This window comes from Lacinutrix salivirga (genome assembly GCF_053604675.1).
The window spans coordinates 37583-63721 of record NZ_JBSHNP010000135.1; the positions used below are offsets into that span (position 1 = coordinate 37583).

General features: G+C 32.1%; 26 protein-coding genes and 1 tRNA gene. 17 read left to right on the forward strand and 10 right to left on the reverse strand.

Features of this window, described 5'->3' with window-relative positions:
- Positions 1 to 32 precede the first annotated feature (32 nt).
- From ACVC5O_RS11815 to ACVC5O_RS11865, 11 genes are all read left to right on the forward strand, one after another.
- A complete protein-coding gene (locus ACVC5O_RS11815) occupies positions 33 to 1430 on the forward strand; it encodes an FAD-dependent oxidoreductase (protein ID WP_452221688.1) in 1398 nt (465 codons plus the stop codon).
- A 421-nt stretch (positions 1431 to 1851) separates the two neighbouring features.
- Positions 1852 to 2295, forward strand: a complete 444-nt coding sequence (locus ACVC5O_RS11820; RefSeq protein WP_452221689.1) for a RidA family protein — start codon at positions 1852 to 1854, stop codon at positions 2293 to 2295.
- Positions 2296 to 2355: 60 nt separating this feature from the next.
- The gene (locus ACVC5O_RS11825) at positions 2356 to 2961 is read left to right on the forward strand and encodes a hypothetical protein (protein ID WP_452221690.1); all 606 of its coding nucleotides are present in this window, start codon (positions 2356 to 2358) and stop codon (positions 2959 to 2961) included.
- A 9-nt stretch (positions 2962 to 2970) separates the two neighbouring features.
- A complete protein-coding gene (locus tag ACVC5O_RS11830) occupies positions 2971 to 4440 on the forward strand; it encodes an aldehyde dehydrogenase (RefSeq protein WP_452221691.1) in 1470 nt (489 codons plus the stop codon).
- Positions 4441 to 4539: 99 nt separating this feature from the next.
- Complete coding sequence (locus tag ACVC5O_RS11835; RefSeq protein ID WP_452221692.1) at positions 4540 to 5322, forward strand: SDR family oxidoreductase; 783 nt, start codon at positions 4540 to 4542, stop codon at positions 5320 to 5322.
- Between the two features lie 255 nt (positions 5323 to 5577).
- On the forward strand, positions 5578 to 6111 hold the full coding sequence (locus ACVC5O_RS11840) for a 3-hydroxyanthranilate 3,4-dioxygenase (protein ID WP_452221693.1): 534 nt from the start codon (positions 5578 to 5580) through the stop codon (positions 6109 to 6111).
- 79 nt (positions 6112 to 6190) lie between these two features.
- The gene (locus ACVC5O_RS11845) at positions 6191 to 7276 is read left to right on the forward strand and encodes an amidohydrolase family protein (RefSeq protein ID WP_452221694.1); all 1086 of its coding nucleotides are present in this window, start codon (positions 6191 to 6193) and stop codon (positions 7274 to 7276) included.
- The gene (locus ACVC5O_RS11850; RefSeq protein ID WP_452221695.1) at positions 7276 to 7407 is read left to right on the forward strand and encodes a hypothetical protein; all 132 of its coding nucleotides are present in this window, start codon (positions 7276 to 7278) and stop codon (positions 7405 to 7407) included. Before ACVC5O_RS11845 ends, ACVC5O_RS11850 begins: the two co-directional genes overlap by 1 nt.
- A gap of 80 nt (positions 7408 to 7487) precedes the next feature.
- Positions 7488 to 8129 (forward strand): O-methyltransferase, encoded by a 642-nt coding sequence (locus tag ACVC5O_RS11855; RefSeq protein WP_452221696.1) that lies wholly within the window; start codon positions 7488 to 7490, stop codon positions 8127 to 8129.
- Between the two features lie 286 nt (positions 8130 to 8415).
- Positions 8416 to 9105, forward strand: coding sequence for an ATP-binding cassette domain-containing protein (locus ACVC5O_RS11860; RefSeq protein ID WP_452221697.1), 690 nt, complete (start codon positions 8416 to 8418; stop codon positions 9103 to 9105).
- Between the two features lie 148 nt (positions 9106 to 9253).
- Positions 9254 to 10039, forward strand: a complete 786-nt coding sequence (locus tag ACVC5O_RS11865) for a T9SS type A sorting domain-containing protein (RefSeq protein ID WP_452221698.1) — start codon at positions 9254 to 9256, stop codon at positions 10037 to 10039.
- Positions 10040 to 10091: 52 nt separating this feature from the next.
- Here the strand turns inward: ACVC5O_RS11865 and ACVC5O_RS11870 are convergent, their stop codons facing one another.
- The 7 genes from ACVC5O_RS11870 to ACVC5O_RS11900 form a co-directional block, all read right to left on the reverse strand.
- Entirely contained in the window at positions 10092 to 11615 is a 1524-nt protein-coding gene (locus tag ACVC5O_RS11870) for a S8 family peptidase (RefSeq protein ID WP_452221699.1), read from the reverse strand.
- Between the two features lie 127 nt (positions 11616 to 11742).
- Positions 11743 to 14007, reverse strand: a complete 2265-nt coding sequence (locus ACVC5O_RS11875) for an ATP-binding response regulator (RefSeq protein WP_452221700.1) — start codon at positions 14005 to 14007, stop codon at positions 11743 to 11745.
- Positions 14008 to 14142: 135 nt separating this feature from the next.
- A complete protein-coding gene (locus ACVC5O_RS11880; protein WP_452221701.1) occupies positions 14143 to 14430 on the reverse strand; it encodes a Sec-independent protein translocase subunit TatA/TatB in 288 nt (95 codons plus the stop codon).
- 85 nt (positions 14431 to 14515) lie between these two features.
- On the reverse strand, positions 14516 to 16816 hold the full coding sequence (locus ACVC5O_RS11885) for a M1 family metallopeptidase (RefSeq protein ID WP_452221866.1): 2301 nt from the start codon (positions 16814 to 16816) through the stop codon (positions 14516 to 14518).
- A 68-nt stretch (positions 16817 to 16884) separates the two neighbouring features.
- Positions 16885 to 17385 (reverse strand): DUF6702 family protein, encoded by a 501-nt coding sequence (locus ACVC5O_RS11890; protein WP_452221702.1) that lies wholly within the window; start codon positions 17383 to 17385, stop codon positions 16885 to 16887.
- Positions 17386 to 17438: 53 nt separating this feature from the next.
- Positions 17439 to 18245, reverse strand: a complete 807-nt coding sequence (locus ACVC5O_RS11895; protein ID WP_452221703.1) for a hypothetical protein — start codon at positions 18243 to 18245, stop codon at positions 17439 to 17441.
- Positions 18232 to 19011, reverse strand: coding sequence for a carboxypeptidase-like regulatory domain-containing protein (locus ACVC5O_RS11900; protein WP_452221704.1), 780 nt, complete (start codon positions 19009 to 19011; stop codon positions 18232 to 18234). Before ACVC5O_RS11900 ends, ACVC5O_RS11895 begins: the two co-directional genes overlap by 14 nt.
- Positions 19012 to 19157: 146 nt before the next feature.
- On the opposite strand from ACVC5O_RS11900, the gene pepE reads away from it, so the two are divergent.
- Entirely contained in the window at positions 19158 to 19865 is a 708-nt protein-coding gene (gene pepE, locus ACVC5O_RS11905) for a dipeptidase PepE (RefSeq protein WP_452221705.1), read from the forward strand.
- A 268-nt stretch (positions 19866 to 20133) separates the two neighbouring features.
- On the opposite strand, the gene ACVC5O_RS11910 is transcribed toward pepE, so the two are convergent.
- Together ACVC5O_RS11910 and ACVC5O_RS11915 are read right to left on the reverse strand one after the other, a co-directional pair.
- Positions 20134 to 20206 (reverse strand) — tRNA-Gly (locus ACVC5O_RS11910).
- A gap of 122 nt (positions 20207 to 20328) precedes the next feature.
- Positions 20329 to 20754 (reverse strand): GNAT family N-acetyltransferase, encoded by a 426-nt coding sequence (locus ACVC5O_RS11915; RefSeq protein WP_452221706.1) that lies wholly within the window; start codon positions 20752 to 20754, stop codon positions 20329 to 20331.
- A 36-nt stretch (positions 20755 to 20790) separates the two neighbouring features.
- On the opposite strand from ACVC5O_RS11915, the gene ACVC5O_RS11920 reads away from it, so the two are divergent.
- The 5 genes from ACVC5O_RS11920 (at position 20791) to ACVC5O_RS11940 (ending at position 24814) form a co-directional block, all read left to right on the forward strand.
- Entirely contained in the window at positions 20791 to 21261 is a 471-nt protein-coding gene (locus ACVC5O_RS11920; RefSeq protein ID WP_452221707.1) for a GNAT family N-acetyltransferase, read from the forward strand.
- Positions 21258 to 21983, forward strand: a complete 726-nt coding sequence (locus tag ACVC5O_RS11925) for a M15 family metallopeptidase (protein WP_452221708.1) — start codon at positions 21258 to 21260, stop codon at positions 21981 to 21983. The genes ACVC5O_RS11920 and ACVC5O_RS11925 overlap by 4 nt, the downstream gene beginning before the upstream one ends.
- Positions 21984 to 22015: 32 nt before the next feature.
- Positions 22016 to 22783 carry a M48 family metalloprotease gene (locus ACVC5O_RS11930; protein ID WP_452221709.1) on the forward strand — a complete coding sequence of 256 codons (768 nt, stop codon included), beginning with the start codon at positions 22016 to 22018 and terminating at the stop codon, positions 22781 to 22783.
- A gap of 75 nt (positions 22784 to 22858) precedes the next feature.
- Positions 22859 to 24376 (forward strand): 2,3-bisphosphoglycerate-independent phosphoglycerate mutase, encoded by a 1518-nt coding sequence (gene gpmI / locus ACVC5O_RS11935; protein WP_452221710.1) that lies wholly within the window; start codon positions 22859 to 22861, stop codon positions 24374 to 24376.
- Between the two features lie 33 nt (positions 24377 to 24409).
- Positions 24410 to 24814 (forward strand): BT0820 family HAD-type phosphatase, encoded by a 405-nt coding sequence (locus ACVC5O_RS11940; RefSeq protein ID WP_452221711.1) that lies wholly within the window; start codon positions 24410 to 24412, stop codon positions 24812 to 24814.
- Here ACVC5O_RS11940 and ACVC5O_RS11945 read toward each other — a convergent pair.
- The gene (locus tag ACVC5O_RS11945) at positions 24811 to 26082 is read right to left on the reverse strand and encodes an acetyl-CoA hydrolase/transferase family protein (protein WP_452221712.1); all 1272 of its coding nucleotides are present in this window, start codon (positions 26080 to 26082) and stop codon (positions 24811 to 24813) included. The genes ACVC5O_RS11940 and ACVC5O_RS11945 overlap by 4 nt on opposite strands.
- Positions 26083 to 26139 lie beyond the last annotated feature (57 nt).

Below are 26139 nucleotides of genomic sequence, written 5' to 3' on the forward strand. Positions count from 1 at the left end.
GTCTCGACTGCGCTCGACCAGACAACAGAAGAATGAGTAAAAAAGACAACATACTAATAATTGGAGCTGGACTTTGTGGAAGTCTCCTAGCTTTACGCTTAGCACAAAGAGGTTACACTGTAAACGTTTACGAAAGCAGACCAGATTTACGCACTACAGATATTTCTGCAGGACGTTCTATAAATTTAGCATTATCAGACAGAGGCTTAAAAGCCATGCGACTAGCAGGTATAGAAGACAAAGTAAAACCATTATGCATCCCAATGTATGGCAGATTAATGCATGATGTAGAAGGCAATACATTTCCTTCTAATTATTCAGGTCGCGAAGGTGAATATATCAACTCTATTTCTAGAGGAGAATTAAATGGTTTATTGCTTACAGAAGCCGATAAATACAACAATCTAACCATTCATTTTAATAAAGAATGTAAAAGTATTGATATAGAAAACAACACTGCACATCTTTATGATCACGACTCTAAAACCGAACTTAAGGTCACTGGTGATGTCCTTTTTGGTACAGATGGAGCAGGATCATCATTACGTAAAGCTTATTATTTAGAGCGTAAATTTCTATTTAGTTTTTCTCAAAACTACTTAACACATGGTTACAAAGAACTAGAAATTCCTGCTTCAAAAGATGGCACACATTTAATAAGTAAAGACTATCTACACATTTGGCCAAGAGGCGATTATATGGTAATTGCACTTCCAAATTTAGACGGAAGCTTTACAGTAACGCTCTTTTTAAGTTACGATGAAGGTGAATATAATTTCAACAACTTAACAACAGAAGCAACCATAAAAGAATTCTTTAAAAAGCAGTTTCCAGATGCTTTAGCATTAATTCCAAATATAGCCGAAGAATTTTTCAATAATCCAACAGGACCATTAGGTACTATAAAATGTTCGCCTTGGCATTACAAAAACAAAAACGTGATATTAGGAGATGCTGCGCATGCCATTGTACCTTTTTATGGTCAAGGTATGAATGCTTCGTTTGAAGACGTCACTGTTTTTGATGCTATACTAGAGCAACACGAAGGCGACTGGGAAACCATTTTTAAAGTCTATGAAAAATCGCGAAAAGCAGATACAGATGCTATTGCAGATTTAGCAATAGACAATTATTACGAAATGCGCGATCATGTTGCAAACCCAATATTTAAAGAAAAACGTGCCATTGAAATGGCTTTAGAGAAACAATTTCCAAACGATTATTTTTCGAAATACTCTATGGTTACTTTTAAAGAAGACATTCCGTATTATACAGCAATGACCAAAGGAAGAGCACAAGACAAAGCTATATTAAACCTTATAGCTGATAAAGAAATTGATAAAAACGAAGATTTAAATAGTATATTTAAAAAAGTAAAACAAGAAACCGAAGCTATTTTAGAAGACGATAAAATTGCTGGTTTGAAATAAGTTATAATTAAATGTCAACTCGAGCACAGTCGAGAGGTCACAAATAGGTCTCGACTACGCTCGACCAGACAAATGATAATAATTAGGACCAAAACATTACTTTTAGTAAAAGTTAAAGTCCTAAATCAATTCGCAGAATTGAACGTCAAGGCGAAGAATAAATGTAGAAAAGCTCCAAAATTCAGGAGAACGTAGTTTGACGCGGAGTTTTCAAATCGGTTTCAATTTGCAAAACTGAAAATTTCTTGGCTTGGCTGTGATTTTCTGCCTGTCGGCAGACAGGTTTGGTTTTGTATTTAGGCAAAATGTTTACCAGACATTTCTGCCAAAATAGTGCATCAAGGCAAAATGAACAGAACCTAAAAAAAGATGAGATTGCCGCGATTTAAAAAAATCTCGCAATGACATAAATAAAAATATTATGAGTACAAAAAATGAGATTTCTGCTTCCGCAGGAACAAAGGTAACACCAAGAGGAGCATATCCACACGTAAAACAAGTAGGCGATTTTATTTTCGTTTCAGGAACCAGTTCTCGTAGAGCAGACAATACCATTGCTGGAGTTGATATTATTGACGAAATGGGAACAAAAAAACTAAATGCCTACACACAAACACAGGAAGTTTTAAAAAATATAGACACCAATCTTAAAAAAGTTGGAGCTAGTTTAAAAAACGTTGTAGATGTCTCTTCGTTTTTAGTAAATATGAATGACTTTGCGGATTACAACAAAGCCTACGCAGAGTTTTTTGATAAAGAAACAGGACCAACCAGAACAACAGTAGCTGTACACCAATTGCCACATCCAGATTTGGTGGTGGAGATTAAGGTTGTCGCATTCCTGCGAAAGCAGGAATCTCATTAATAAAACGAAATTTTTAATTTGAAAACGACTTTTAAATACCTATCTGTAGCAATTATCCTTTTGAGTTTTTCTTGTAAAAAGGAAAAAGAGGAGGTTGTTGTTGAAGAAATTGTAACTCCAATAATTACTGAAGAATTTAAAATAAATTTTTTGAATGATATTTTAAGTAATAAAGAAGATGAATATTTATATCCTTATGAATATAAAAACCCTTATTTAATGTTTCAAACTTTTGAATACACAGGTAATGAAGATGTTATATATCATAAAAAAATGGGTAAACCATCTACTTTCCCTGAGTTCATTAATTCTTATTTCAAAAGTACTGACACAACTTTTATAATCAATCAATTGAAAGGTAATCTAACGTTAGATGTGTATCAACTTTCAGAAAAAGGATACAATATTGTAGATTGGGATAAAATCATTAATTATGATGATAATTATAAAGAAATTAAATTAGTTTCAAATGATTCAATTAAAAAATTGAGAGATGATTATGAGCGAGAAGGGCAATTAATGTTAGGAAAACCTATTTTTAATAAAAAACTAAATAAAGCGCACATTTCTATGGGATATTTTATGTCTCATGGCTTCGATATAATTTACAAAAAAGAAAATGATAATTGGGTATTCGAAAAGACAATCATGGAATATGTTAATTAATAAACTGTAATGAAAAAAAATAAAGAGATTCCTGCCTTCGCAGGAATTCAAAACTACATAAACGGAAAATTTATGCCTCCCATTGCTAATGGGTGGTTAGATAACTACAATCCTAGTAACGGAGAAGTTTACGGTCAAATACCAAACTCATCAAAAGAAGATGTAGAAAATGCATACATAGCTGCAAAATCTGCATTTCCTGTTTGGTCACAAACTACTTTAGAAGAACGTAGCAGAATATTAATTAAGATTTCAGAATTACTAGAAGCCAATTTACAACGCTTTGCAGAAGCAGAAAGTAAAGACAATGGGAAACCAATTAGTTTAGCAAAAGCAGTAGATATACCAAGAGCAGCAAGTAATTTTAGGTTTTTTGGTAATGCAATAACGCAATTTGCAAGTGAAAGCCACGAAAGTGTAGGTCAACAAGCAGTAAATTACACCTTACGTCAACCCATTGGTGTTGTAGGTTGTATTTCTCCTTGGAACCTTCCACTCTACTTATTTACCTGGAAAATCGCTCCAGCAATTGCTGCAGGAAACTGTGTAGTTGCAAAACCAAGTGAAGTTACACCAATGACTGCCTATTTATTAGGAGAAATATGTACTGAAGCTGGACTCCCAAAAGGCGTTTTAAACATTGTACATGGTTTAGGAGGCTCCACAGGACAAGCCATTATAGAACACTCAGATATTAAAGCCATTAGTTTTACAGGAGGAACAGCAACAGGAGCACATATTGCAAAAGTAGCAGCTCCAATGTTTAAGAAACTCTCTTTAGAATTAGGTGGAAAAAACCCAAATATCATTTTTGCAGATTGCGATTATGAGGACATGTTAGACACTACAGTACGTTCTTCCTTTGCAAACCAAGGACAAATTTGTCTTTGCGGAAGCAGAATTTTTGTAGAAGCATCTATTTATGAGAAATTCAAGTTAGATTTTGTTGAAAAAATAAAGGCTCTTAAAGTTGGTCATCCATCGGAAGCGTCAACAAATATTGGCGCTTTAGTATCTAAATCGCATCTTGAAAAAGTTAAAGAATATATAGAAATTGCTAAACAAGAAAATGGAACAATCCTTTGTGGAGGAAATGAAGTAACAGTAAAAGGTTATGAAAACGGTTACTATCTTGAACCAACAGTTATAGAAGTACCAAATGATGAATGTAGAGTAAATCAAGAAGAAATTTTTGGTCCTGTAGTTACTATTATGCCATTTAATAATGAAGATGAAGTGTTACAAATGGCAAACAAAGTAAAGTATGGTTTATCTGCCACATTGTGGACAAACAACCTAAAACGTACCATGCGAATGAGCAACCAATTACAAGCAGGAATTGTTTGGGTAAATACTTGGATGCTACGCGATTTACGAACACCTTTTGGAGGAGTAAAAGCTTCTGGAGTTGGACGTGAAGGTGGTTTTGAAGCGTTACGCTTTTTTACTGAAGCGAAAAATGTTTGTATAAAGTATTAATCCCATCTGACTCTTCCCAAAGGGAAGACACTCTAATGGAAAAAAATAAAATATTAACAACTAACAAAACTCCTTCCCTTTGGGAAGGTTGGGATGGGAATGAATTTAAAACTTAACAACAAATACGCATTAGTTTGCGGAAGCACTGCAGGAATTGGTAAAGCAACAGCAATAGCTTTAGCACAAGAAGGTGTACAAGTAACACTTATTGCAAGAAACGAAGACAAATTAAAAGCTGCTTTACAAGATTTACCTCAACATAGAAATCACGATTATATAGTTGCAGATTTTTCTAATCCTACGGAATTAAAAAAGAAGGTTTCGGAATACGTTTCTAAACATCATGGCTTTCATATTTTGGTAAATAATACTGGAGGACCAAAAGGTGGACCAGTTTTTTCGGCAGAAATTGAGGAATTTGAGTCTGCTTTTACACAACATTTAAAATGTAATCATGTATTAGCTCAAACAGTTGTTCCGTTTATGAAAGAAGAAAATTTTGGTAGAATTGTTAATGTAATTTCTACATCTGTAAAACAACCATTAGATGGTTTAGGTGTTAGTAACACCATTCGTGGTGCAGTGGCAAATTGGAGTAAAACTTTGGCTAATGAGCTTGGTCAATTTGGCATTACTGTAAACAACGTTTTACCTGGAGCAACAGGAACGGAACGCCTTGCTGAAATAATAAAAAACAAATCGGTTAAAACAGGAAACACCGAAGAAGCCTCTGCAAATGCTATGAAAAGTGCTGTACCTGCAAAACGCTTTGCTAAACCAGAAGAAATTGCCAATGCCATTACGTTTTTAGCAAGTGAAGCTGCTGCCTATATTAATGGTATTAATTTGCCTGTTGATGGAGGAAGAACGAAATCTTTATAAAATAGTTTATAATTTTAGACCTCACAGGTTTTAAAAACCTGTGAGGTCTTTGTATATTAGTAAAGTAATTTTGCGTTAAGGATGGAAAGGTTTGTTTGAGCTCCTCGCAGAGAGCGAGCCTTGATAGCCTGACTTTTTATGATCCTGCAAGGTTTCTAAAACCTTGTAGGTATGAGTAAAAAGTAACGCCCAAAAATAAAAAAATTAAGATCCTGAATCAAAGTTCAGGATGATAAAAATTAAAATATTTATATCATGAGTAATTTAGTATCTCCTATAAATTTTAAAGCTTGGATTGAAGAAAATAGACATTTATTAAAGCCACCTGTTGGTAATAAAGTGGTATGGAAAGATGGCGATTTTATTGTAATGGTTGTTGGAGGACCAAATAATAGAAAGGACTATCACTACAACGAAACTCCAGAATTTTTCTATCAAATTGAAGGTGATATTGTTTTAAAAGTTATAGACAAAGGCACGCCAAAAGATATTCAAATTAAAGAAGGTGAGATCTTTTTATTACCTCCTAAAGTTCCGCATTCGCCTCAACGTGGAGCAAATACTGTTGGTTTAGTGATTGAATATCCTAGAGAAGAAGGTGTGCAAGATGCCTTACTTTGGTTTTGCGAAAATTGTACCACCAAATTATATGAAGAGGATTTTACCGTAAAAAATATTGAAACCGATATGCCTAAAATATTTGATGCTTATTATGGTGATAAAGACAAGCGCAGCTGCCCAAATTGTGGTGAAGTTATGCAACCACCTAAAAAAGTGCAAATAGAGTAGAGCTGTCATTCCTGAAAAGCAGGAATCCATTATAATTTTAACTAAAAAGTAGATTCCTGACTTCGCAGGAATGACAAATATGACAAAACGCAAATTAAGAATAAACGGTCACTCACATTTATTACCATATCCTGAAGAAATCCCACAGTTTATGAAGGATAAAGGCATTTTTTGGGTAGATAAAGACCGAAAATTTATGCTCCAGAAGGATTGGAACAGACCAATTACAGACTCTAGCTTTTTTTTAAATGAGAAATTGGCTTGGATGGAGCGTTTTAAAATAGATCATGCTGTTGTTTTAAACTTATCGCAATTGTATGGTAATGGCTTGCGTGTGGAAGAAATGAAGCAAGCACTACGTTTTCAGAATGATTTTAACGCCAAAGTACAACGCGAAAATCCTAGTAAATTTACTTGTGGTTTTGTGGTACATCCTGGTTTTGTTAGAGGTGCCTGTTGGGAAATTGAACGTTGTGTAGAAGAACATGGAATGCAATTATTGTGTTTACCAACGCATTATATGGATACTATTGGGACTTGGCGTTGTATTTTTGATGAAGAAAATGAACCTATTTTTGAGTTGGCCAATAAGTATAATTTAGCTGTAGAAATTCATCCTTACGATGGTGAAAAATTTATAAAGTTAGAAAACACCTCTTGGCGTTTTCATTTAATTTGGATGTTGGCACAATGTGCCGATGCTTATCATTTTTTAACCTTAAATGGGTATCAGGATAAATACCCAAATATGCGAACGTGTTTTGCTCATGGTGGACAATTGGCACAAATAAACTTAGGACGACGCATCCAAGGATTTGATGGCAGACCAGATTTATTTGAAGGTAAAAGCCATCCTCGTAAAGCGGTTGGACATAAAAATATCTTTTTTGATACCTTGGTACATGATACTGGTGGATTAGAGTTGTTAATTAAAAATCAAGGTTCTAAACAAGTTTTAATGGGACTTGACGACCCTTATCCTTTAGGTGAAATGGAAAGCGAAAAACAAAGTTCTTATCCTGGTAAAATTTTAGATTTAGCTATTGATAGAAACATTATTACAGAAAACCAACGTGATGCCATTTGGGAAGACAATGTAATCCAATGGTTATGTGGTGATAACGAAGCTGCAAAAGATAAATTAGTAAAACGTATTTTAGGTTAATGAAAGATAAGTCGTTTTGGGAAACCTTTACTAGTTATATGAAATTTAGAACAATTGTGCCTGCAATTATTTTAATAGTATTAGTAGTTATACTCATTGCCAAAGTGTTATACAATAAAATTATAAGTTAATAGGCCTCCTCGAGCGCAGTCGAGAGGTTTATTATAGTTATTATTAAATAAGGTATCGACTGCGTTAGACCAGACAAAATATGTACTTTTTACCAGAAAAATTAGACGATTACGTAGTTGCGCATTCTGAAGAAGAACCAGAATTGCTGCAACAACTTACACGCGAAACTTACCAGAAAATATTACAACCTATTATGCTTTCTGGACCTTACCAAGGTCGCGTATTAAGTATGATTTCTAAACTAGTTAATCCAAAAAAAATATTAGAACTTGGTACTTTTACTGGTTATGCTACGCTGTGTTTAGCTGAAGGCTTACAAGCTAATGGAGAAATCCATACTATTGATGTAAATGAAGAGCTAGTTGATTTTCAACGTAAGTATTTTGATGCTTCTGGATTTGGTAAACAAATCCATCAACATTTAGGAAGCGCTTTAGAGATAATCCCGAAACTAGAGCATACTTTTGATTTGGTTTTTATTGATGCTGACAAACCAAATTATGTAAATTACTTTAATTTAATAATCGATAGGCTAAATTCTGGTGGCATAATACTCTCTGATAATGTATTATGGCATGGTAAAGTTGTAGAGCCTTTAAACGCTAAAGACACCTCTACAAAAGCTGTTTTAGCTTTTAATACACTTTTAAAAAACGATACTAGAATTGAAACTGTTTTGCTACCAATTCGCGATGGTTTGACAATTAGTAGGAAGAAGTAAACAACAATAATAAGCTGAGACTATTTATAAACATATTATTATTTCAAAGAAAAATTTTCTTTATTTCGTATTTTATATCTGCGTTGATAGTTGTTTTATTTAGTGGTAAAATATTTGAAATAGCAGTTTTATTTTTTTTTATATCACCTTTAGTGCATTTATTTGTTTACGATATTCTTAATGGCGAACAATATTACTATTATTTTAATCTTGGAATTACAAAATTAAAACTTTGGATATCTACACTCTTAATTGCTATAATCAATCTTATTATATTATCATTTTTATGAATCATTTACATGTAGATAGCGTGACTAAATCTTACAATGGTAAAGCTATTTTAACAGACGTTTATTTGTCTAACGAAGTTGGTGAAATTACTGGGTTGATAGGTCGTAATGGTTCTGGCAAGTCAACTTTACTAAAAATAATTTTTGGAACCGAAAAAGCCGAATTTAAATTTGTTAGAGCGAATAATAAAAAAATAAAAAATGTTTCTGATGGAAGACATCTCATTAATTATCTACCTCAAAATAACTTTCTTCCTAATGGAATTAAAATAAAGAATTTAATTAAATTATTTCTTCCAAAAAAACACAGAAATAACTTATTAGAAAACAGCCACTTAAAGCCACTTTTAAATAAAAAAAACCAAGAGTTATCTACAGGTGAGAAAAGAATAGTCGAAATTTTACTTATTGCTTATTCTAATGCAAAATTTATTCTTTTAGATGAACCATTCAATGGAGTTAGTCCAATTATTAAAACAAGTATTATTAACATTATTACTGAATTAAAATCTTGTAAAGGGTTTATTATAACAGATCATGACTATGAAAACGTAATTAATTTAGCTGACAAAATTATGTATTTAAACAAAGGCTATCTTAAAGAAATAAATAACGAAAAAGAATTGTTAGATTTTGGATACCTTACTCCTAGTATTTATAATGATTTATATAATAAATCTCTTTAAATTAATTAAAGAAGCTTGCTTTAACTCTGTGTTATTAAACTCTGTTAAACATCAATATTAGATAGGCAAAATTACTATTCAAAATAAAGTAATATCACACTTTTAGAAGGTTATAAATTTCTTACATTTGCAAAAAAATTATTTACAGATGAAAAAATTAATACTTCTTTCTTTTTTATTTATTAGCGTTTTTAATTACTCGCAAAATCTAGTAACTAATGGTGGTTTTGAAAACTGGCCATTTCCAAGTACTCCAGCTAATTGGTCTTCTGCCAGTGATTTTGGAGATTTTTCTCAAAACACCTCAGACTTTACTGAAGGATCAAGTAGCATTCTATTCTCTACGTTTCCTAATGCGGAATTATTTCTGTTTACAACTGCTGATATTCCTTTAGAAGCAGGAAAAACTTATGATGTTGAATACAGTTATAAATATATATCTACTGGTTTTGATGCTAATGACAATATTACTTTTAGGATTATTTCTGGACCAACAGTTAGTAATCCATTTGTTAATACTGTAAATATTCAAAATAACGACTGGAATACAGTACAATTTCAATTTAATCCTACTATTACTGATTCTGATTATGCTGTTGAAATTTATATGCAAGGAGAACCTTCTGATTTTGGAAATTACGAAGTTTTATTTGATGATGTTAAGATTACTGAAAACACCACTTTAAGTACTACCAATTTTGATTTAGATCAATCGGTTAGCCTAATAAGGATTGATGATAAAGTAGAAGTTATAAAGCCAGTAAATATAAATATTGAAGAAGCTTCTGTGTTTTCTATATTAGGTACTAAGCAAAAAATTGAAGCTTCTGAAGGTTTCTCAGAATTTGATGTTTCAAATTTAGCTTCAGGTTTATATATTTTTAAAATCTATACTAATAATGGCGTTTTAACTAAGAAACTTATTATTAAATAAACTAAAAAGCCTCTCATAACCGAGAGGCTTTTCAATTTAAAATAAAAAAATTTTACTGTACTGCTTGTAAAGCATCTATGTTTCCGTAGCCAAAATTACTACTCTTATTTGGGTATAAATCTGCCGATTGTTTTAACCTGTTTAAGACTTGTGTTCTCGACCAATTAGGATATTTAGACCATACTAAAGCGGCAATACCTGCTGTTGTTGCTGTGGCACAAGAGGAACCTCCTGTAAAACGCCTTTGACCATTATAAAAATTTAAAACTGGTGGTTTTTTATTAGAATTTGTATCACCTTCCATAACAATTGTAAAGTCTATTTTACGACCACTATGGCATGTATCGCAACGCTCGTAATAATTACCATCTTTAACTCCTGTTACAGCAACTGTTTCGCTCATAGACGCTGGAAAAATTACACCAAAACCATTTGTGAACGATGTAGAGGTTCCTCCTGCAGCAAATATTAATTTCCCTTTGCTATAGGCATATCTAACAGCGTCTTTAACGTTACCAATTGACCACACATAACCAATAGACATTGAAATAATTTTAACATCGTTCCTGTTTGCTAATTGTGTTAATGCTTTAGACACACCTTTACGTTCGTGGTAATCGTTTAATAACACATCTTCTGTAGCTCTATAAGCTACTAAATTAGCGTTATAAGCAACGCCTACTGGCATTCCGTTATCGTTTCTTGGTGCTGCCATTGTAGAGGCCATTGCTGTTCCATGTCCACATTTATCGTGTGGTCCATCGTAATTATTAGACCACCACCAATTAGAGTCTATAAACGTACCATATTTTTGTACGTAACGTCCGTTAGAATAACCATCGTTGATTCCGCTAGAATTTAATAAGGATTGTGATTGAGACACTCCTGTATCTATTAAACCAATAGTTACACCAGCTCCTGTGCTTCTGCTCCATGCTTGTGGTATATTATGCTCGTAAAAATTCCAAGCCACTTGTGCATTGTTTGGTGCTATTGGTGTGTAATAAGCAGGACTAACATAAACACCTTGCTTATCGCAACCAGAACTTGATCGCTCTGCTTGACTAACAGCTTCGTTAGCAGTGTAATGATTGTAACCATTAGGTTCTAAATACCTAATGTTATTTAATTCTTTGAGTTTTAATAGTGTTTTGTAGTTTTCAATTCTTACATCTACAACATTTATAATCTCGTGCTCAACAATGTTTTGATCGTTTCTTTTATAGTTCTCAGAAGTTTCAACGGTTGCAATTATAGTGCTCAGGTTTTCTAATAGTTTATTGTCTTTAACCTCGCTAAAACTTTGTCCTTTTTCTCCATAACCAATAGTTAAAATATTATCGCCATGATGTATTGCGCTCCATAACGTATGGTCGCTTACCAAATTCCAGTTAAATTCTCCTTTAGTTTTTATAAAGTCGTTTATTTTATCATTGATTTGTTTAATGGTAAGCGGTTTACTAAAATCTTGTTGAGTTTGTGAGAGTTCTTCTTGTGTTGGTACAACATCGTCTTTTGAGCAGGCATTAAATATAAGGAATCCTAATAATAATAGACCAATGGAAAGTTTTTTCATTTTATTATAATCTTTGGTTGTTAATTTTATCCCAATATATTAAATAAAATGAAATTTTTAAGCAAATGTATTGTGTTATTCGCAATTAATGTTGTGTAATATTAATAATTTCACTGTTTACACAGCTTTACACTACATTTAATTTACTTGTAGTTTCGGGTTTAGAAAGGTGTTTGGTAATGGTTTGAAAAAACTCGAAGTTATCGTAAGGTTTAATAATAATATCGTTAAAACCATGACGCATAACTTTGTCTTCAACCTCATCTAAATCGGCAGCTGTTAAAGCTAAAATTGGAATATGCTCATTAAATGCTCTGATTTTTGTAGTAGCTTCTATTCCGCCCATTACAGGCATATTTAAATCCATTAAAACTAAATCGTAAGAGTTTTTCATTACTTCTTGGATGGCAAGCTCGCCATTGTTTACGATATGAGTTTTATAGTTTTCTTTTTCTAAAATATTCTGTGTTACTATTTGGTTTACTTTATTGTCTTCTACAATTAAAATAGTGAAATTGTTTTCGGCAATTTTTTCTAATTCAGATTTTTGTTTTTCTTGTAACTTACTAGTTTCGGTATCTATTTTAAAGTCTAAATCGAAACTAAAAACAGCACCTTCATCCACTTTACTTTTTAAATTAATTTCGCTACCTAATAACTCTACAAGGTTTTTAACAATAGATAAACCAAGTCCTGTGCCTTGATAATCGTTATTGTGCTTTCTTTCTAATTGAGAAAAATTATCGAAGATTCTTTTTTGTTGTTTTAGCGGAATTCCTGGTCCATCGTCTTTTACACTAAACCTTATAGAGCAAGTACCATTTCTGCTTTTTAATGTCTCTAAGCTTACCCAAACATTTCCGTTTCTGGTAAATTTTAAGCCATTTCCTATTAAATTAATTAGGATTTGAGACAATCTAATGTTATCTCCAAATACGTGAGAAGGGACTTCATTATCAATATATAAATGAAGTTTATTGGCATTAGATTCTAATTGATATTCAAAAGAATCTGTGATATTACCGAGAATACGTTTTAAATTAATTGAGGAATTATGAAGCTCTATTTTTTTAGATTCCATTTTACCAATTTGCAACACATCGTTAATAAGGTTTAACAAGTAATCGCCAGAAAATTTAAGAGATTTTAAAAACTTATTATCTCTTTCACTTAAGTCATTATTTTTAAGTAAAATAGAGGTTAATCCAACAACGCCATAAAGTGGTGTTCTTAACTCATGACTGACATTAGAAATAAAATTTGTTTTTAATTGAGACGATTTTACAGCTTCGTTTTTGGCAATTTCAAGTTGTTTATTTCGTGCTTCTAACAAGGCACTTAAGCTTTGTTTGGATTTAAAGTTTTTATATAGCGTTAGTAAGGATATTAAAAGCACAAAAATAGCTGCAATTACAACTATATTAATGTTTCTTGCTTTGTTAGCCAAATGCTCTTGAAGTTCCTTTTCTTTATTGGCTGTTGCAATAGAGTTTTTATAATCTGCTATATCAAATTTTGTTTTAGCTAATTTAGATTGCTTAACTTGTTCTTCATTAATAACTTTTTCTCTATAATTATTATGAGTTAATAAGGCTAAATATGCTTCGTCTATCTTATCTATTTTTTTAAGTGAATTAGCGTATTCTTTATAAATTTTAGATAATGCTAAGTTTGCTTCATTACTATTTATGCTGCTGTTTTTAATGATATTTATTGCTTCAACATATTTAGAAATCGCATTGTAGTGCACATCTTTTTGTTCGTAATAGCGACCTAATAAAAATTCTATATTACTTAATTTTAATGGGTCGTCCGCAATTAAATCGGCACTTTTTTTGGCTTCTAAAATGTAATTAATGGCACTATTAAACTCATTTATGTCTAAGTAGGAGGCGCTTAGGTTTATTAAAGCATTAGATTTTACAGTCTCCCTATCGTTTAAGGTATATTGACCATAAAGTCCTATATTATTAACGTAAGTTAAAGCACTTTTATACTCTTCAATTCCTTTTTGCTTTTGTTTAAATCCTATGGCGTAAACATCGCCTAAATACAAATAAGATTGTGCAATTAAATAATCGTCTTTAATTCTCTCTGAAGCGCTTAAACTTTTTAAGAAGCGTGTTTCGGCATCTTTATTTTCGTTTAGCTTATAGTAAATTTTACCTAAAGTTATATTAGCAATGGCTTTACCATAGTTATCTTCTATAGAGTCTGAAAGTTTTGTAGCAAGGTTAAGAAATTCTATAGATTTTTTTATATCTCCATTATCTAAAAAAGAGACGCCTAAAGTATTTAAACTATCAATTTTATTGATAATATGGCGATCATTTTGTCCATAAGAAAATAGTACACTTACGAGACTAAAAAAAATATAAAAATATTTTTTCATTATAGGTTAGTTCTTGGTTAAATAGCATTTAGGGATTGTCAAATATAATAAAATATTAGAAACCAAAAAACTTTGACCTAACTTAACTCAATAAAAATCAAATTAATAAGAAATTAAAATTTTAAAATTATTGGATTAAAGCTTACGCTTAATAGAGCCTGTAAAATCCTCTAAATCGTCTTTTACTTTTTTAATTTCGTCTTCAACATCTTTAGTTACGCTTGTATCTATACTATGATGCTCTGCGCTTTTAGTGATTTCGCTTTTTATATCGTTAGTGGCATCTTTAAGTGTGCGCATACCTTTACCCAGTCCTTTTGCTATTTCGGGTATTTTATCTGCGCCAAATACCATAATAACGATAAATAGTATAAAAACTATTTCGCCACCACTAATAAACAATAATGTAGTTAACTGTATCACAATGCAAATATAGTGTGTAGTTTATTTAGAATAAAAAAAAAGCCAACTTTTAAGAGTTGGCTTTCAATAATAATTTTTTGGATTATTAATTTTTATTTTTAAAATTATCAAATTCACTTTGTTTCACTTCTCTTGGCCATGAGTTGTTTGAAGTATTAACATCTGCAGTTTCTAAATTAGGATCTACAGTAATTGAAACTATTTCTTTTTGAGATGCTACTGCTCTTTTCACTTCTTTATCATTTAATCTCCAAATTTGAGCAGGATATTTTTCGGTTTTAGAAGTGCCATCTGCATATTTATATTCTACAATTATAGGCATTACTAATCCTCCTGGCTTCTCGAAAGTAATATTATAGAAATATTTTGGTTCTTTAATATTCTGTCTTTCTTCTGGAGTAAAATTATCCATTATATACTCGTTTAACGTTGGGGAATTTTGTGATGGCGAACCGTTTTTAAGTTCTTGTTTAAACTCATCACTACCTTCTTCTACCATATACACTAAAGGAGGCAAATCGCTTAATTTCATACCTCTAGAGGCTGCCATTTGTTTTACTTTTTCGTTAGGCTCGCTAGAAACGTAGAATTTTTTAACGTCTTTAACTCCAATATCTACATAGTCTGTTGTGTAGAACCATCCTCTCCAAAACCAATCTAAATCAAATGCAGAAGCATCTTCCATTGTACGGAAAAAATCTTCTGGTGTTGGGTGTTTAAACATCCAACGTTGAGAGTATTCTCTAAAGGCATAGTCAAATAACTCGCGTCCCATTACTGTTTCTCGCAAAATATTTAAGGCTGTTCCTGGTTTTCCATAAGCATTGTTTCCAAATTGGTAGGTGTTTAAACCTTTAGTCATAATTGGAGCAATATAATCTTGGTCTCCTCCCATATAATTTACAATGTTTGCTGCAGGACCTCTACGAGAAGGATACTTTTTATCGTTTGGCGATAGTGCTGCTGGATACCACTCTCCAAAATCTTGCTCTGCTACATATTGTACAAATGTATTTAAGCCTTCGTCCATCCAAGTCCATTGACGCTCGTCGCTATTTACAATCATAGGGAAAAAGTTATGTCCTATTTCGTGAATAATAACACTCATCATTCCGTATTTTGTTCTATCACTATAATTACCGTCTTCGTCTGGACGACCATAGTTCCAACAAATCATTGGGTACTCCATTCCTTGGTTTTTAGCATGTACAGAAATGGCTTTATGATATGGATAATCGAATGCCATACGAGAATATGTTTTTAGTGTACTCGCTACTGCTTTTGTGGACCAATCTTCCCATAATGGATTACCCTCTTTTGGGTACATAGATACAGCCATTACATTTTTATCTGCAATTTTAACAGCCATCATATCCCAAATAAATTTACGTGAAGTTGCAAATCCAAAGTCACGCACGTTTTCGGCATATAATTTCCAAGTTTTTTTCTTAGTGGTTTTAGATTTTTCTGCTGCCTCAGCTTCAGCTTGTGTTACTATTAAAACAGGTTCATCGAACGACTTTTTTGCTTTGTCGTAACGTTTCATCATGTCTTTAGAAAATACTTCTTTTCTATTCATTAATTTCCCTGTTCCATCTAATATATGATCTGCAGGTACAGTAATATTTACTTCAAAATTTCCAAATGGCAGTGCAAACTCATCTCGTCCCCAAAATTGTGAGTTTTGCCATCCTTCTACATCATTATATACAGCCATTCTGGGATAAAATTGTGCAATTACATACGCTCTGTTGCCATCTTTTGGGAAAAATTCGTATCCAGAACGACCTCTACCGTTTACGTGATCATTAATATTGTACCACCATTTTATTGAAAAAGAAAATTTTTCGCCAGTTGCTAATGGTTTAGGCAATTCTACACGCATCATTGTTCTGTTAATGGTATGTTGTAAATCTCTCCCATTTGTATCTTTTACCTCCTGTATATTAAATCCACCATCAAAGGGTTCTTTTAAATAGGTGTTTGAAAACGAACTTACACGTTGTGCTTCAGAAACTCCAGTACTTTGTATTAGTGGAGATTTAGAGTCTTTAGCTCTAACGTTTTGGTCTAATTGAACCCATAAATATTTTAGAATATCTGGCGAATTGTTGGTATAAGTAATAGTTTCGTTACCATATAGCTTTGTGTTTTCATCATCCAATTCAATATCCATTTTATAATCTGCTTGCTGTTGGTAATAAGCAGGTCCTGGTGCTCCTGAGGCAGATCTAAACATATTTGGTGTTGAAAACTCTTCGTATAATTGTTTAAATTTATTAGTGTTGGTATGGCCTTGTTGTCGCTCTTTAGTTTCGGCCTCTTGAGCGTAACTGTTGGCTGTAATAAAAACAATTGATAGTAGTAGATAGGTAAGTTTTTTCATCATTAAATATTATTTCTTAATATAGCTGATGAAATTAACTCTTTTTTAAGAGTTTACAAAGTTCTTTTTTAGAAGTTTAACAAACCTTTATCATTTTCGAGAATTAGAATAAAACTCTTGTTTTTTGAGTTAATATTAGTTCTTATTACATTTTTTTGCTCAGGAAAGACATCAAAAAGCACCTTGTTTGTTATACTGAAAGATTTTATATTCTCCACATTTGGTATCTCTAAATAACAATATACTAAATCATTATCATATTCCTTGCCTATAAAATTTAAGACTACAGGTTGGTTATTTATATCAATTTCAATTTTAGATTTTAGATATTTAGAAAGGTAAGTGTTTATAACAGTTTCATCTTCTTTTTCTTGAAGCGTAATCGTTTTATCGTAACGAGAACGCAAAAGATTTTCTAGATCGTCTATAAAAATTCTGGTAATAATTTGAACCGTTTTTTTGTCTTTTACATATTCTATTTGTGTGATACTCACATAATATTTATGTGCAGTTGTAAAGGAGAGTGCTGTAAAAAGTAATAAAACAATGCTTAATTTAAAATTTCTCATAAGGGGTTTATGTTAACCAAATTTACTGGTTCAAAAAGCATTCCAAAAAAAACTTAATTTTTACTGTTTGCTAATTTCGCTTTATATTCTATTAGCTTTTGAGTTAGGTAATCAAAAATTTCTAAATCGTTTTGCAATTTACATAATGTTTTAAACTTTTCTGTTTCGGTAGCAAAATAGAAAAATTCCATAACTCTATGCTCTGGCAGAGGATTAGTAGTTAATAAATCTTCAGAAAATAATACTCGGTATTTATTCATACACATCGCATTAGCTTCTATAGCGACCTTATTTTTTAATTTTTTTGTACGACCTGTAATAGCATTAATAATTGGAATTATACCAATAGAGCCTCCAACTCCATTTAACGAACCTCCTAATCGAGGCGTTAGGTCTGAGGCTTCTTGTAATTCGCGTTGTGCGTAGGTTTTTTGTTTTCCTGTATAACCAGGTATTCCTAAATTATAAAAATTTATATCTGGTTTTCCTTCGGTATTATTAATGTCCGATAACAAATCACCTGTAAGAATTCGACCTAATACAACAGTATCTAATGCATTGACATTAGAGACTAATGTTACTTTAAGCTTTCCACTATTTAAGTGAGATTGATTGATTATTACATCTTGTTTTTTAAACTGAATTGAAGAAAACTGGACAACATCGTTTAACGCAACTACAATAGTAAATTCTCCAATGGCATTAGTTATTGTAAATAGGTTTTGGGTTTTATTAATAACATGTATGTTCTCTACATCATCATCGAGTTCACTAACAATTTGGCCTGAAATTTTTACCGATTGGGACCAACCTATAGCAGTAAATAAAACACTTAATACAAACCAATTAATCTTTGCCATTTTGCTTAGCTAAGTATAAAGATTTTTGTTTAAGTATATAATCTATAAATTGAATTTCGTAAGCTTCATTTAGTAACAGAAAATCAAAATCGTTAGCTTCTACAAAAGTCACAAAAGGCTTAACGTCTTTTTTATTAAATTCTAAAACTCGCGCCAAATAGGCAACTGAATATGCTTCTGTTATACTATTATATTTTGGGGTTTCTGCTTCAAATTTAGGTGTGTTAGATTTAAATAATTTTGCAGCTAGCTTAATTATTTCTCCTAAATCTGCCATGTGCTGTATTGGTTGGTTTATAGCAGTATTGACTACACCTGTTTTATTGTCTGGTGGCAATTCTATATCTGCTAAACTTTCTGGCATTGCAAATATAAAAGGCTTAACTACCTTTACGCTTTCTGCATCTACTTTAAGGCTTCCTGTTAAACCATGAGGCAATAAAACAACTTCGTCTAAATTATTTACGCGCTCAACTAAGTACACAAATAATTGCTTGGTTATTAGTGATTCTTTATCAATTTTAAATGTAAATGGCACAAATTGAATTGCTGAAACTTCAATATTATCATTTAACGCTACGTTTAGATAAAACACACCGTTTTCGTCTGTAATTGTTCCTTTATTAGAAGAGGTGTTAAATACTGTTACACCTGCTACGTCTTTAACATCTACAATAATTTTACCTTTAACTCTAACACGATCAGAATCTTGAGCAAAAGAAATTAAGGAGAAAAAAAAGAAAACAAAAAGTAATTTTTTATGCATAATTTATTATTTATAAAGTAAAGAACGGATTTGTATTCTTAATTAAAATATAAGACACCTCTAAACTTTTGTTAAAATATATCTTTACCTAAATTTACAACAAATAATTGTATTGTATTAAAAACTATAAAAATAACTCAACAAATATGAAAAACTTAATAATAGCAAGCACTTCCACTATTTATAAAGGCGACTATTTAGAGTATCTATTACCAGAAATAAAAATACTATTTAACAATACTAAAGAGATACTTTTTATCCCTTATGCAAGACCTGGAGGTATTTCTCATAGCGAATACACCTCTAAGGTTGCTAAAGTGTTTAACAGCATAAATATTAATGTAAAAGGATTACATGAATTTGAAGACACCACTAAAGCTATTAAAAATGCAGAGGGTATTTTTACAGGAGGAGGTAATACGTTTGTATTAGTCAATCAGCTTTATAAAAACAAGAGTTTTGCTGTTTTAAAAGAAGTAATTAATAGTGGAACTCCATATTTAGGAACAAGTGCTGGTAGTAATATTTGCGGATTAACAATGCACACCACTAACGATATGCCAATTGTGTATCCTCCTAGTTTTAAAACTATTGGATTAGTTCCATTTAATATCAATCCACATTATTTAGATCCTCTAACAAATAGTGAGCACATGGGAGAAACACGAGAAACCAGGCTAAAAGAGTTTCATAAATTTAATACACAACCTGTTGTTGGATTAAGAGAAGGTAGCTGGCTAGAAGTAAATAACAATACCATTGTACTTAAAGGAAATCTAAAAGCAAGAATTTTTGAGCACCAAAAACAGCCATACGAACTGGAACCTAATTCTTTTTTAAATGAATTGAAATAAAAAAGCCTCATCGTTTTTAGATGAAGCTTTAGAGCGAGAGACCAGGTTCACTTCGGCTGCGCTCAGCATAAACTTCTCACCTTAACACTATTTAAAATTTAAAAATATAGTACAAAAAAAAAGCCTCATCGTTTTTAGATAAAGCTTTAGAGCGAGAGACCAGGTTCACTTCGGCTGCGCTCAGCATAAACTTCTCACCTTAACACTATAAAAAATTTAAAAATATAGTACAAAAAAAAAGCCTCATCGTTTTTAGATAAAGCTTTAGAGCGAGAGACCAGGTTCGAACTGGCGACATTCAGCTTGGAAGGCTGACGCTCTACCAACTGAGCTACTCTCGCGTTTCCGTTGGCAAACTTAGTAAATAATTAGAAAATCTTCAAGCTTAACTGTTAAAAATAATAGGCCATTTTTCACTACAAACTAAAACCAAAACCCATACTATTGGCTATAAACTCTTTAGCTATAATTTTTTTAAAAAATGATAGCCTAAAATCTCGTAACCTTCATTATAATAAAATTTATGCGAAGGGTAATTTTGCACATACGTATTTAATTCACTCGTTTGGCAACCTTTATGTTTAGCATAATCGTATATCCATTGAAAAAACTGCTTTCCTAGTCCTTTTCCTTGGTATTCTTCTTCAATATAAACGTGATCTACTTCCATGGATTTACCTGCATAATGTCGTGTTTGAAACCACATACCACAAATACCAATTAACTTTTCATCTTCAAAAACACCAGCACATTCATAGTTTTCAGTACTCATTTGTGTAATTCTTTCTTTTAAAACAGCATCGGAATTTGCGTTATTCGATAATTTTTGAATTAAAGGAATAATAGAATGTATTTGAGAGTTTTCAATTATTTTAAACACAAAAGGCATAGTTTGTTTTCATGTAAAATTAAGTAATTTTGAATTATGAGCACAAAGCACTCTAAAATTAATACTCAAAAGGTTAGCATACAATTAATTGCTTCTAAACAAACACACTCTGTAAGGCATCCTGTTTTAAGAGCTGGAAAACCCATTGAGGATTGTGTTTTTGATGGTGATGATCTGGCAAGCACATTTCATTTAGGCCTATTTTTAAATAAAAAACTCATTGGTGTGGCTACGTTTGTAAAACAAAATAGTCCTTTGTTTTATCAAAAAAATCAATACAGACTTAGAGGCATGGCAGTTTTAAAAGAGCATCAAGGTCAACATTTTGGAAAGCAACTTATTAAAGCAGGTGCCTTAGAATTAAAAAAAAGAAAAATAGAATTGCTTTGGTTTAACGCCAGAATTGGAGCATTAAAATTTTACAAAAACAACGGTTTTACAGCTATTGGAAATGCTTTTGAAATAGAAAATATTGGCACGCATTATGTAATGTATAAAGTATTATGACAAAAAAAATAACAACTATAATAATTGCAGTAACAATACTTGTATTTGCAATACCTCAACTAAACTTTTCGCAAGAAAATTTGTCTTATGAAGAGTTAATAGGTAAAGGCTCTCCTCAATTATTTGGAAATGGTTACACGCTTAGAAAAGAAGCACAAACAGCATTCGAAAAAATGAAAACTGCAGCCTTAAAAGAAGGCATAAAGATACATGTTGTCTCTAGTTACAGAGGTTTTGAGCATCAAAAACGCATTTGGAATCGCAAATACAATAGGTATATAAACCAAGGTCTTTCTGAAACAGATGCCATAAAAAAAATAATAGAATACTCTACAATACCTGGCACTTCTCGCCACCATTGGGGAACAGATTTAGATATAATTGATGCTAATGTGAAGCAACCTAGCAATGTATTATCGCCTTCACATTTTAATAATAATGGTGTCTATTGTCCTTTAAAAGAATGGATGGATGCTAATGCAAACACCTATGGTTTTTATTTAGTTTACACCAACACACCAAACAGAAAAGGCTTTAAATACGAACCTTGGCACTATACTTATAAGCCATTATCTAATGGTTATTTAAAACAATATCGAGACCTCGATTTTACCCAACTTTTAAAAAAAGAAAAATTAAAAGGCTATAATGCATTTACTAATGAGTTTATAAATAAGTATCTGAACGAAAATATTTTAGATATTAACCCAGAACTTTTGTAACTTTAAATCAAGAAAACAAGTAACTAAAAATAATGAGAAGAGGTAATTTAAAATTTAGACTATTAATTGGATTAGCTATTGCGGCATATTTCGGTTTTAAATATTTTAATTCACAAGAAATAAATCCATATACAGGAAAAAAACAGGCCATCTCAATGACTGTTGAACAAGAAATCCAAATGGGTTTGCAAAGTCGCGATCAAATGGCTGCACAACATGGTGGTTTGTACCCAAACGAAAGCTACCAAGCTTTAGTAGATAATGTTGGAAATAAATTGGTAAATAATAGTATTGCTAGAGAAACACCTTATAAGTATGAGTTTCATTTATTAGCAGATCCCAATACAGTAAATGCTTTTGCATTGCCTGGAGGTCAAATTTTTATCACTTATGCTTTGTTTCAACAATTGCAAAACGAAGACCAATTAGCAGGAGTTTTAGGACACGAAATTGGTCATGTATTAGGAAAACACTCTGCAGAGCGTATTGCCAATAGCGAACTTTGGCAAGGATTATCTACTGCTGGATCTGTAGGTGCAGATATGGGAGGATTAATTGGTGGAGTTGGACAAAACACATTACTTAAAAATGGTCGTGGAGACGAGCTAGAAAGTGATGATTTAGGTGTGCGATTTATGTTAAGAGCTGGCTATGATCCTGAAGAAATGATTGAGGTAATGAAAATTTTAAAAGCAGCTGCAGGACCAAATAGAACTCCTGAGTTTCAAAGCTCTCATCCTGATCCTGACAATAGAATTGAAAAAATTAGAGAATCAATTAAAAAATATAGAAATCAATAACCTTGTATAATAGACTCATTAAGTCCTGCAAAAGCAGGACTTTTGTGTTTATATTTGTTTTTCAAAATTAATAATATGAATAAAAAAGTCATTTTAATGATTCTTGATGGTTGGGGAATGTCTCCAGACCCAAAAGTATCTGCCATAGATAACGCTAATACACCTTTTATAGATTCACTTTATACCAAATATCCTCATGCTACCTTACGTACAGATGGTTTACATGTTGGTTTGCCAGAAGGTCAAATGGGTAATAGCGAAGTTGGTCACATGAATTTAGGTGCTGGTCGAATTGTATATCAGGATTTGGCTAAAATTAATTTGGCTGTGGACAATAATTCTTTAGCTACAGAACAAACTTTAATTGATGCTTTTACCTACGCTAAAACAAATAATAAAAAAGTACACCTTTTAGGTTTAGTTAGTGATGGAGGTGTCCACTCTCACATCAATCATTTATTTGCTTTACTAGATGCTACACATAATTTTGGATTAGACAACGTGTATGTCCATGCTTTTACAGATGGTCGCGATGTAGATCCTAAATCTGGTTTTGGTTTTATTACAGAGCTCGAGGACAAACTACTTCAAACCAATGCAAAGTTAGCAACAGTTACTGGTAGATATTATGCAATGGATAGAGATAAACGTTGGGAACGCATAAAGCTTGCATACGATGCTTTGGTTAATGGTATTGGAGATTACACCTCTAATGTTACAGATAGTATTAGAAAAAATTATACCAATGATATTACAGATGAGTTTATTAAACCCATAATACATACAACAGCCAATGGAAATCCTGTTGCAACTATTGAAGAAGAAGATGTTGTACTCTTTTTTAACTTTAGAACAGATAGAGGACGTGAATTAACTGAAGCTTTAACACAGCAAGATTTCCACGAGCAAAACATGCATACATTAAACTTATATTATGTAACGCTAACTAACTATGATGAAAACTACAAAGGCATAAATGTTGTATTTAATAAAGATAATCTAACAGAAACTTTAGGCGAAGTCCTAGAAAAAAATAACAAAACACAATTGCGTATTGCAGAAACCGAGAAATATCCTCATGTTACTTTTTTCTTTTCTGGAGGACAAGAAGCACCATTTAAAGGCGAAAACAGGATACTTAAAAATTCTCCAAAAGTAGCCACTTACGACTTAAAACCAGAAATGAGTGCTTATGAGTTAACCGAAGCACTTGTTCCAGAAATAGAAAAAGGAGATATTGATTTTGTGTGTTTAAATTTTGCAAATGGAGATATGGTTGGTCATACTGGCTCTATGGAAGCTGCAATAAAAGCTTGCGAAGTTGTCGATCAATGTGCACAAACCATTATTACAACTGCCTTAGAAAACAATTACACCACATTACTGATTGCAGATCATGGGAATTGCGAAACAATGATTAATCCAGATGGTTCGCCAAATACTGCGCACACTACAAATCCAGTACCTGTAATTTTAATAGATAACCACTTAACTAGCATAAAGGATGGTGTTTTAGGCGATATTGCTCCTACAATTTTAAAATTGATTGGCTTAGACAAACCAGAGGTAATGACTCGCGAGTCATTACTATAATTATTGTATTTTTACACTTAATTATTTTAGTAAATGAATATTTCTAAAGGACTCATAATAGCTGTAGATTTTGATGGTACAATCGTAGAAGATGGGTATCCAGGCATTGGAGACGAGCGATTATTTGCTTTTGAAACTCTTAAACGACTACAAGCAGATGGACATCGTTTAATTTTATGGACTTACAGACATGGTGTTAAATTAGACGAAGCTGTAGAATTCTGTAGAGAAAATGGCATTGAGTTTTATGCTGTAAACAGAAGCTTTCCTGAGGAAGAAAATACAAATGGAGTAAGCCGAAAAATACATGCTGATTTATTTATAGACGACAGAAATATTGGTGGCATATTAGGTTGGGGAGAAGTGTACCAAATGCTCACAAAAGAAACACCTCCACTACCAAAACAAAAAAAGAAAAAAAGCTGGTTTAACTTTTAACCACTTATCAATTTAAAATACGCTTTATCAATAATTTCTCTATGATCTGGATGAGCAATACGCACTAACTCTTTTACGCGCTGTTTAATTGTTTTTCCATACAGATTAGCCACTCCATATTCTGTTACAACATAATGCACATGAGACCTTGTTGTAACAACTCCTGCTCCTGGTTTTAACGTTGGTACAATTCTGCTAATACCAGATTTAGTGGTAGATGGTAAAGCAATAATTGCCTTTCCTCCTTCACTTAAAGAAGCTCCTCTAATAAAATCCATTTGCCCTCCTACTCCAGAATACATATTTGCACCAATAGAATCTGCACAAACCTGTCCTGTTACATCTACTTCTATTGCAGAGTTTATAGCTACCATTTTAGGGTTTTGTTTTATATATGCTGCATTGTTTGTATAATTTGCAGCACGCATTTCTACAAAAGGATTATCATCTACATAATCATATAATCTTTGTGAACCCATTAAAAATGTTGTAAGTGCTCGACCTCTATTTATTTTTTTGTAATTACCATTAATTACATCGTTTAAAATTAAATCAATTACACCATCAGAAAACATTTCGGTATGTAAACCTAAATCTTTATGATTTGTTAATCGAGACAAAACAGCGTTTGGTATGCTACCAATTCCCATTTGTAACGTACTTCTGTCCTCAATTAAATTAGCAACAAAGCCACCAATTTTATTTTCAATTTCTGTAGGTTGTGCTAGGTCATGCGTTGGTAATTTCTCATTAGATTCTACAAATAAATCAATTTCAGAAACATGAATAATTCCAGCGCCATGAGTTCTTGGCATATATTTATTTACTTGAGCAATAACTGTTGTAGCATTGTCAATTGCAGCCAAAGTAGCTTCTACAGAAACACCCAAAGAACAATAACCATGCTTATCAGGTACAGAAACATGAATAAAAGCAACATCCAGATCAACAATATTTCTTTTAAACAATGTTGGCAATTCACTTAAAAAAACTGGAGTGTAGGAACCGTTTCCTGCTTTTAAAGTATGTCTTACATTTTTTCCAATAAAAAAAGAATTTACATGAAAACTATCGTGCAATTCTGGATTTGCATAAGGAGCATCACCTTCTGTATGTAAATGGCAAACCTCAACACTTCTTAATTCTTCATGACGCGCAGTCATTGCTTGTATAAGTGATTGTGGAGCTGCTGCTGCTGCTTGAATATAAACTCTATTATTAGATTTAATAACTTTTACTGCTTCTTCGGCACTAACTGATGAAAACATAATTTTTTAATTTTAGATTGCAAAAATACAACCTATTACTTTTTAAAAACCTGCCAA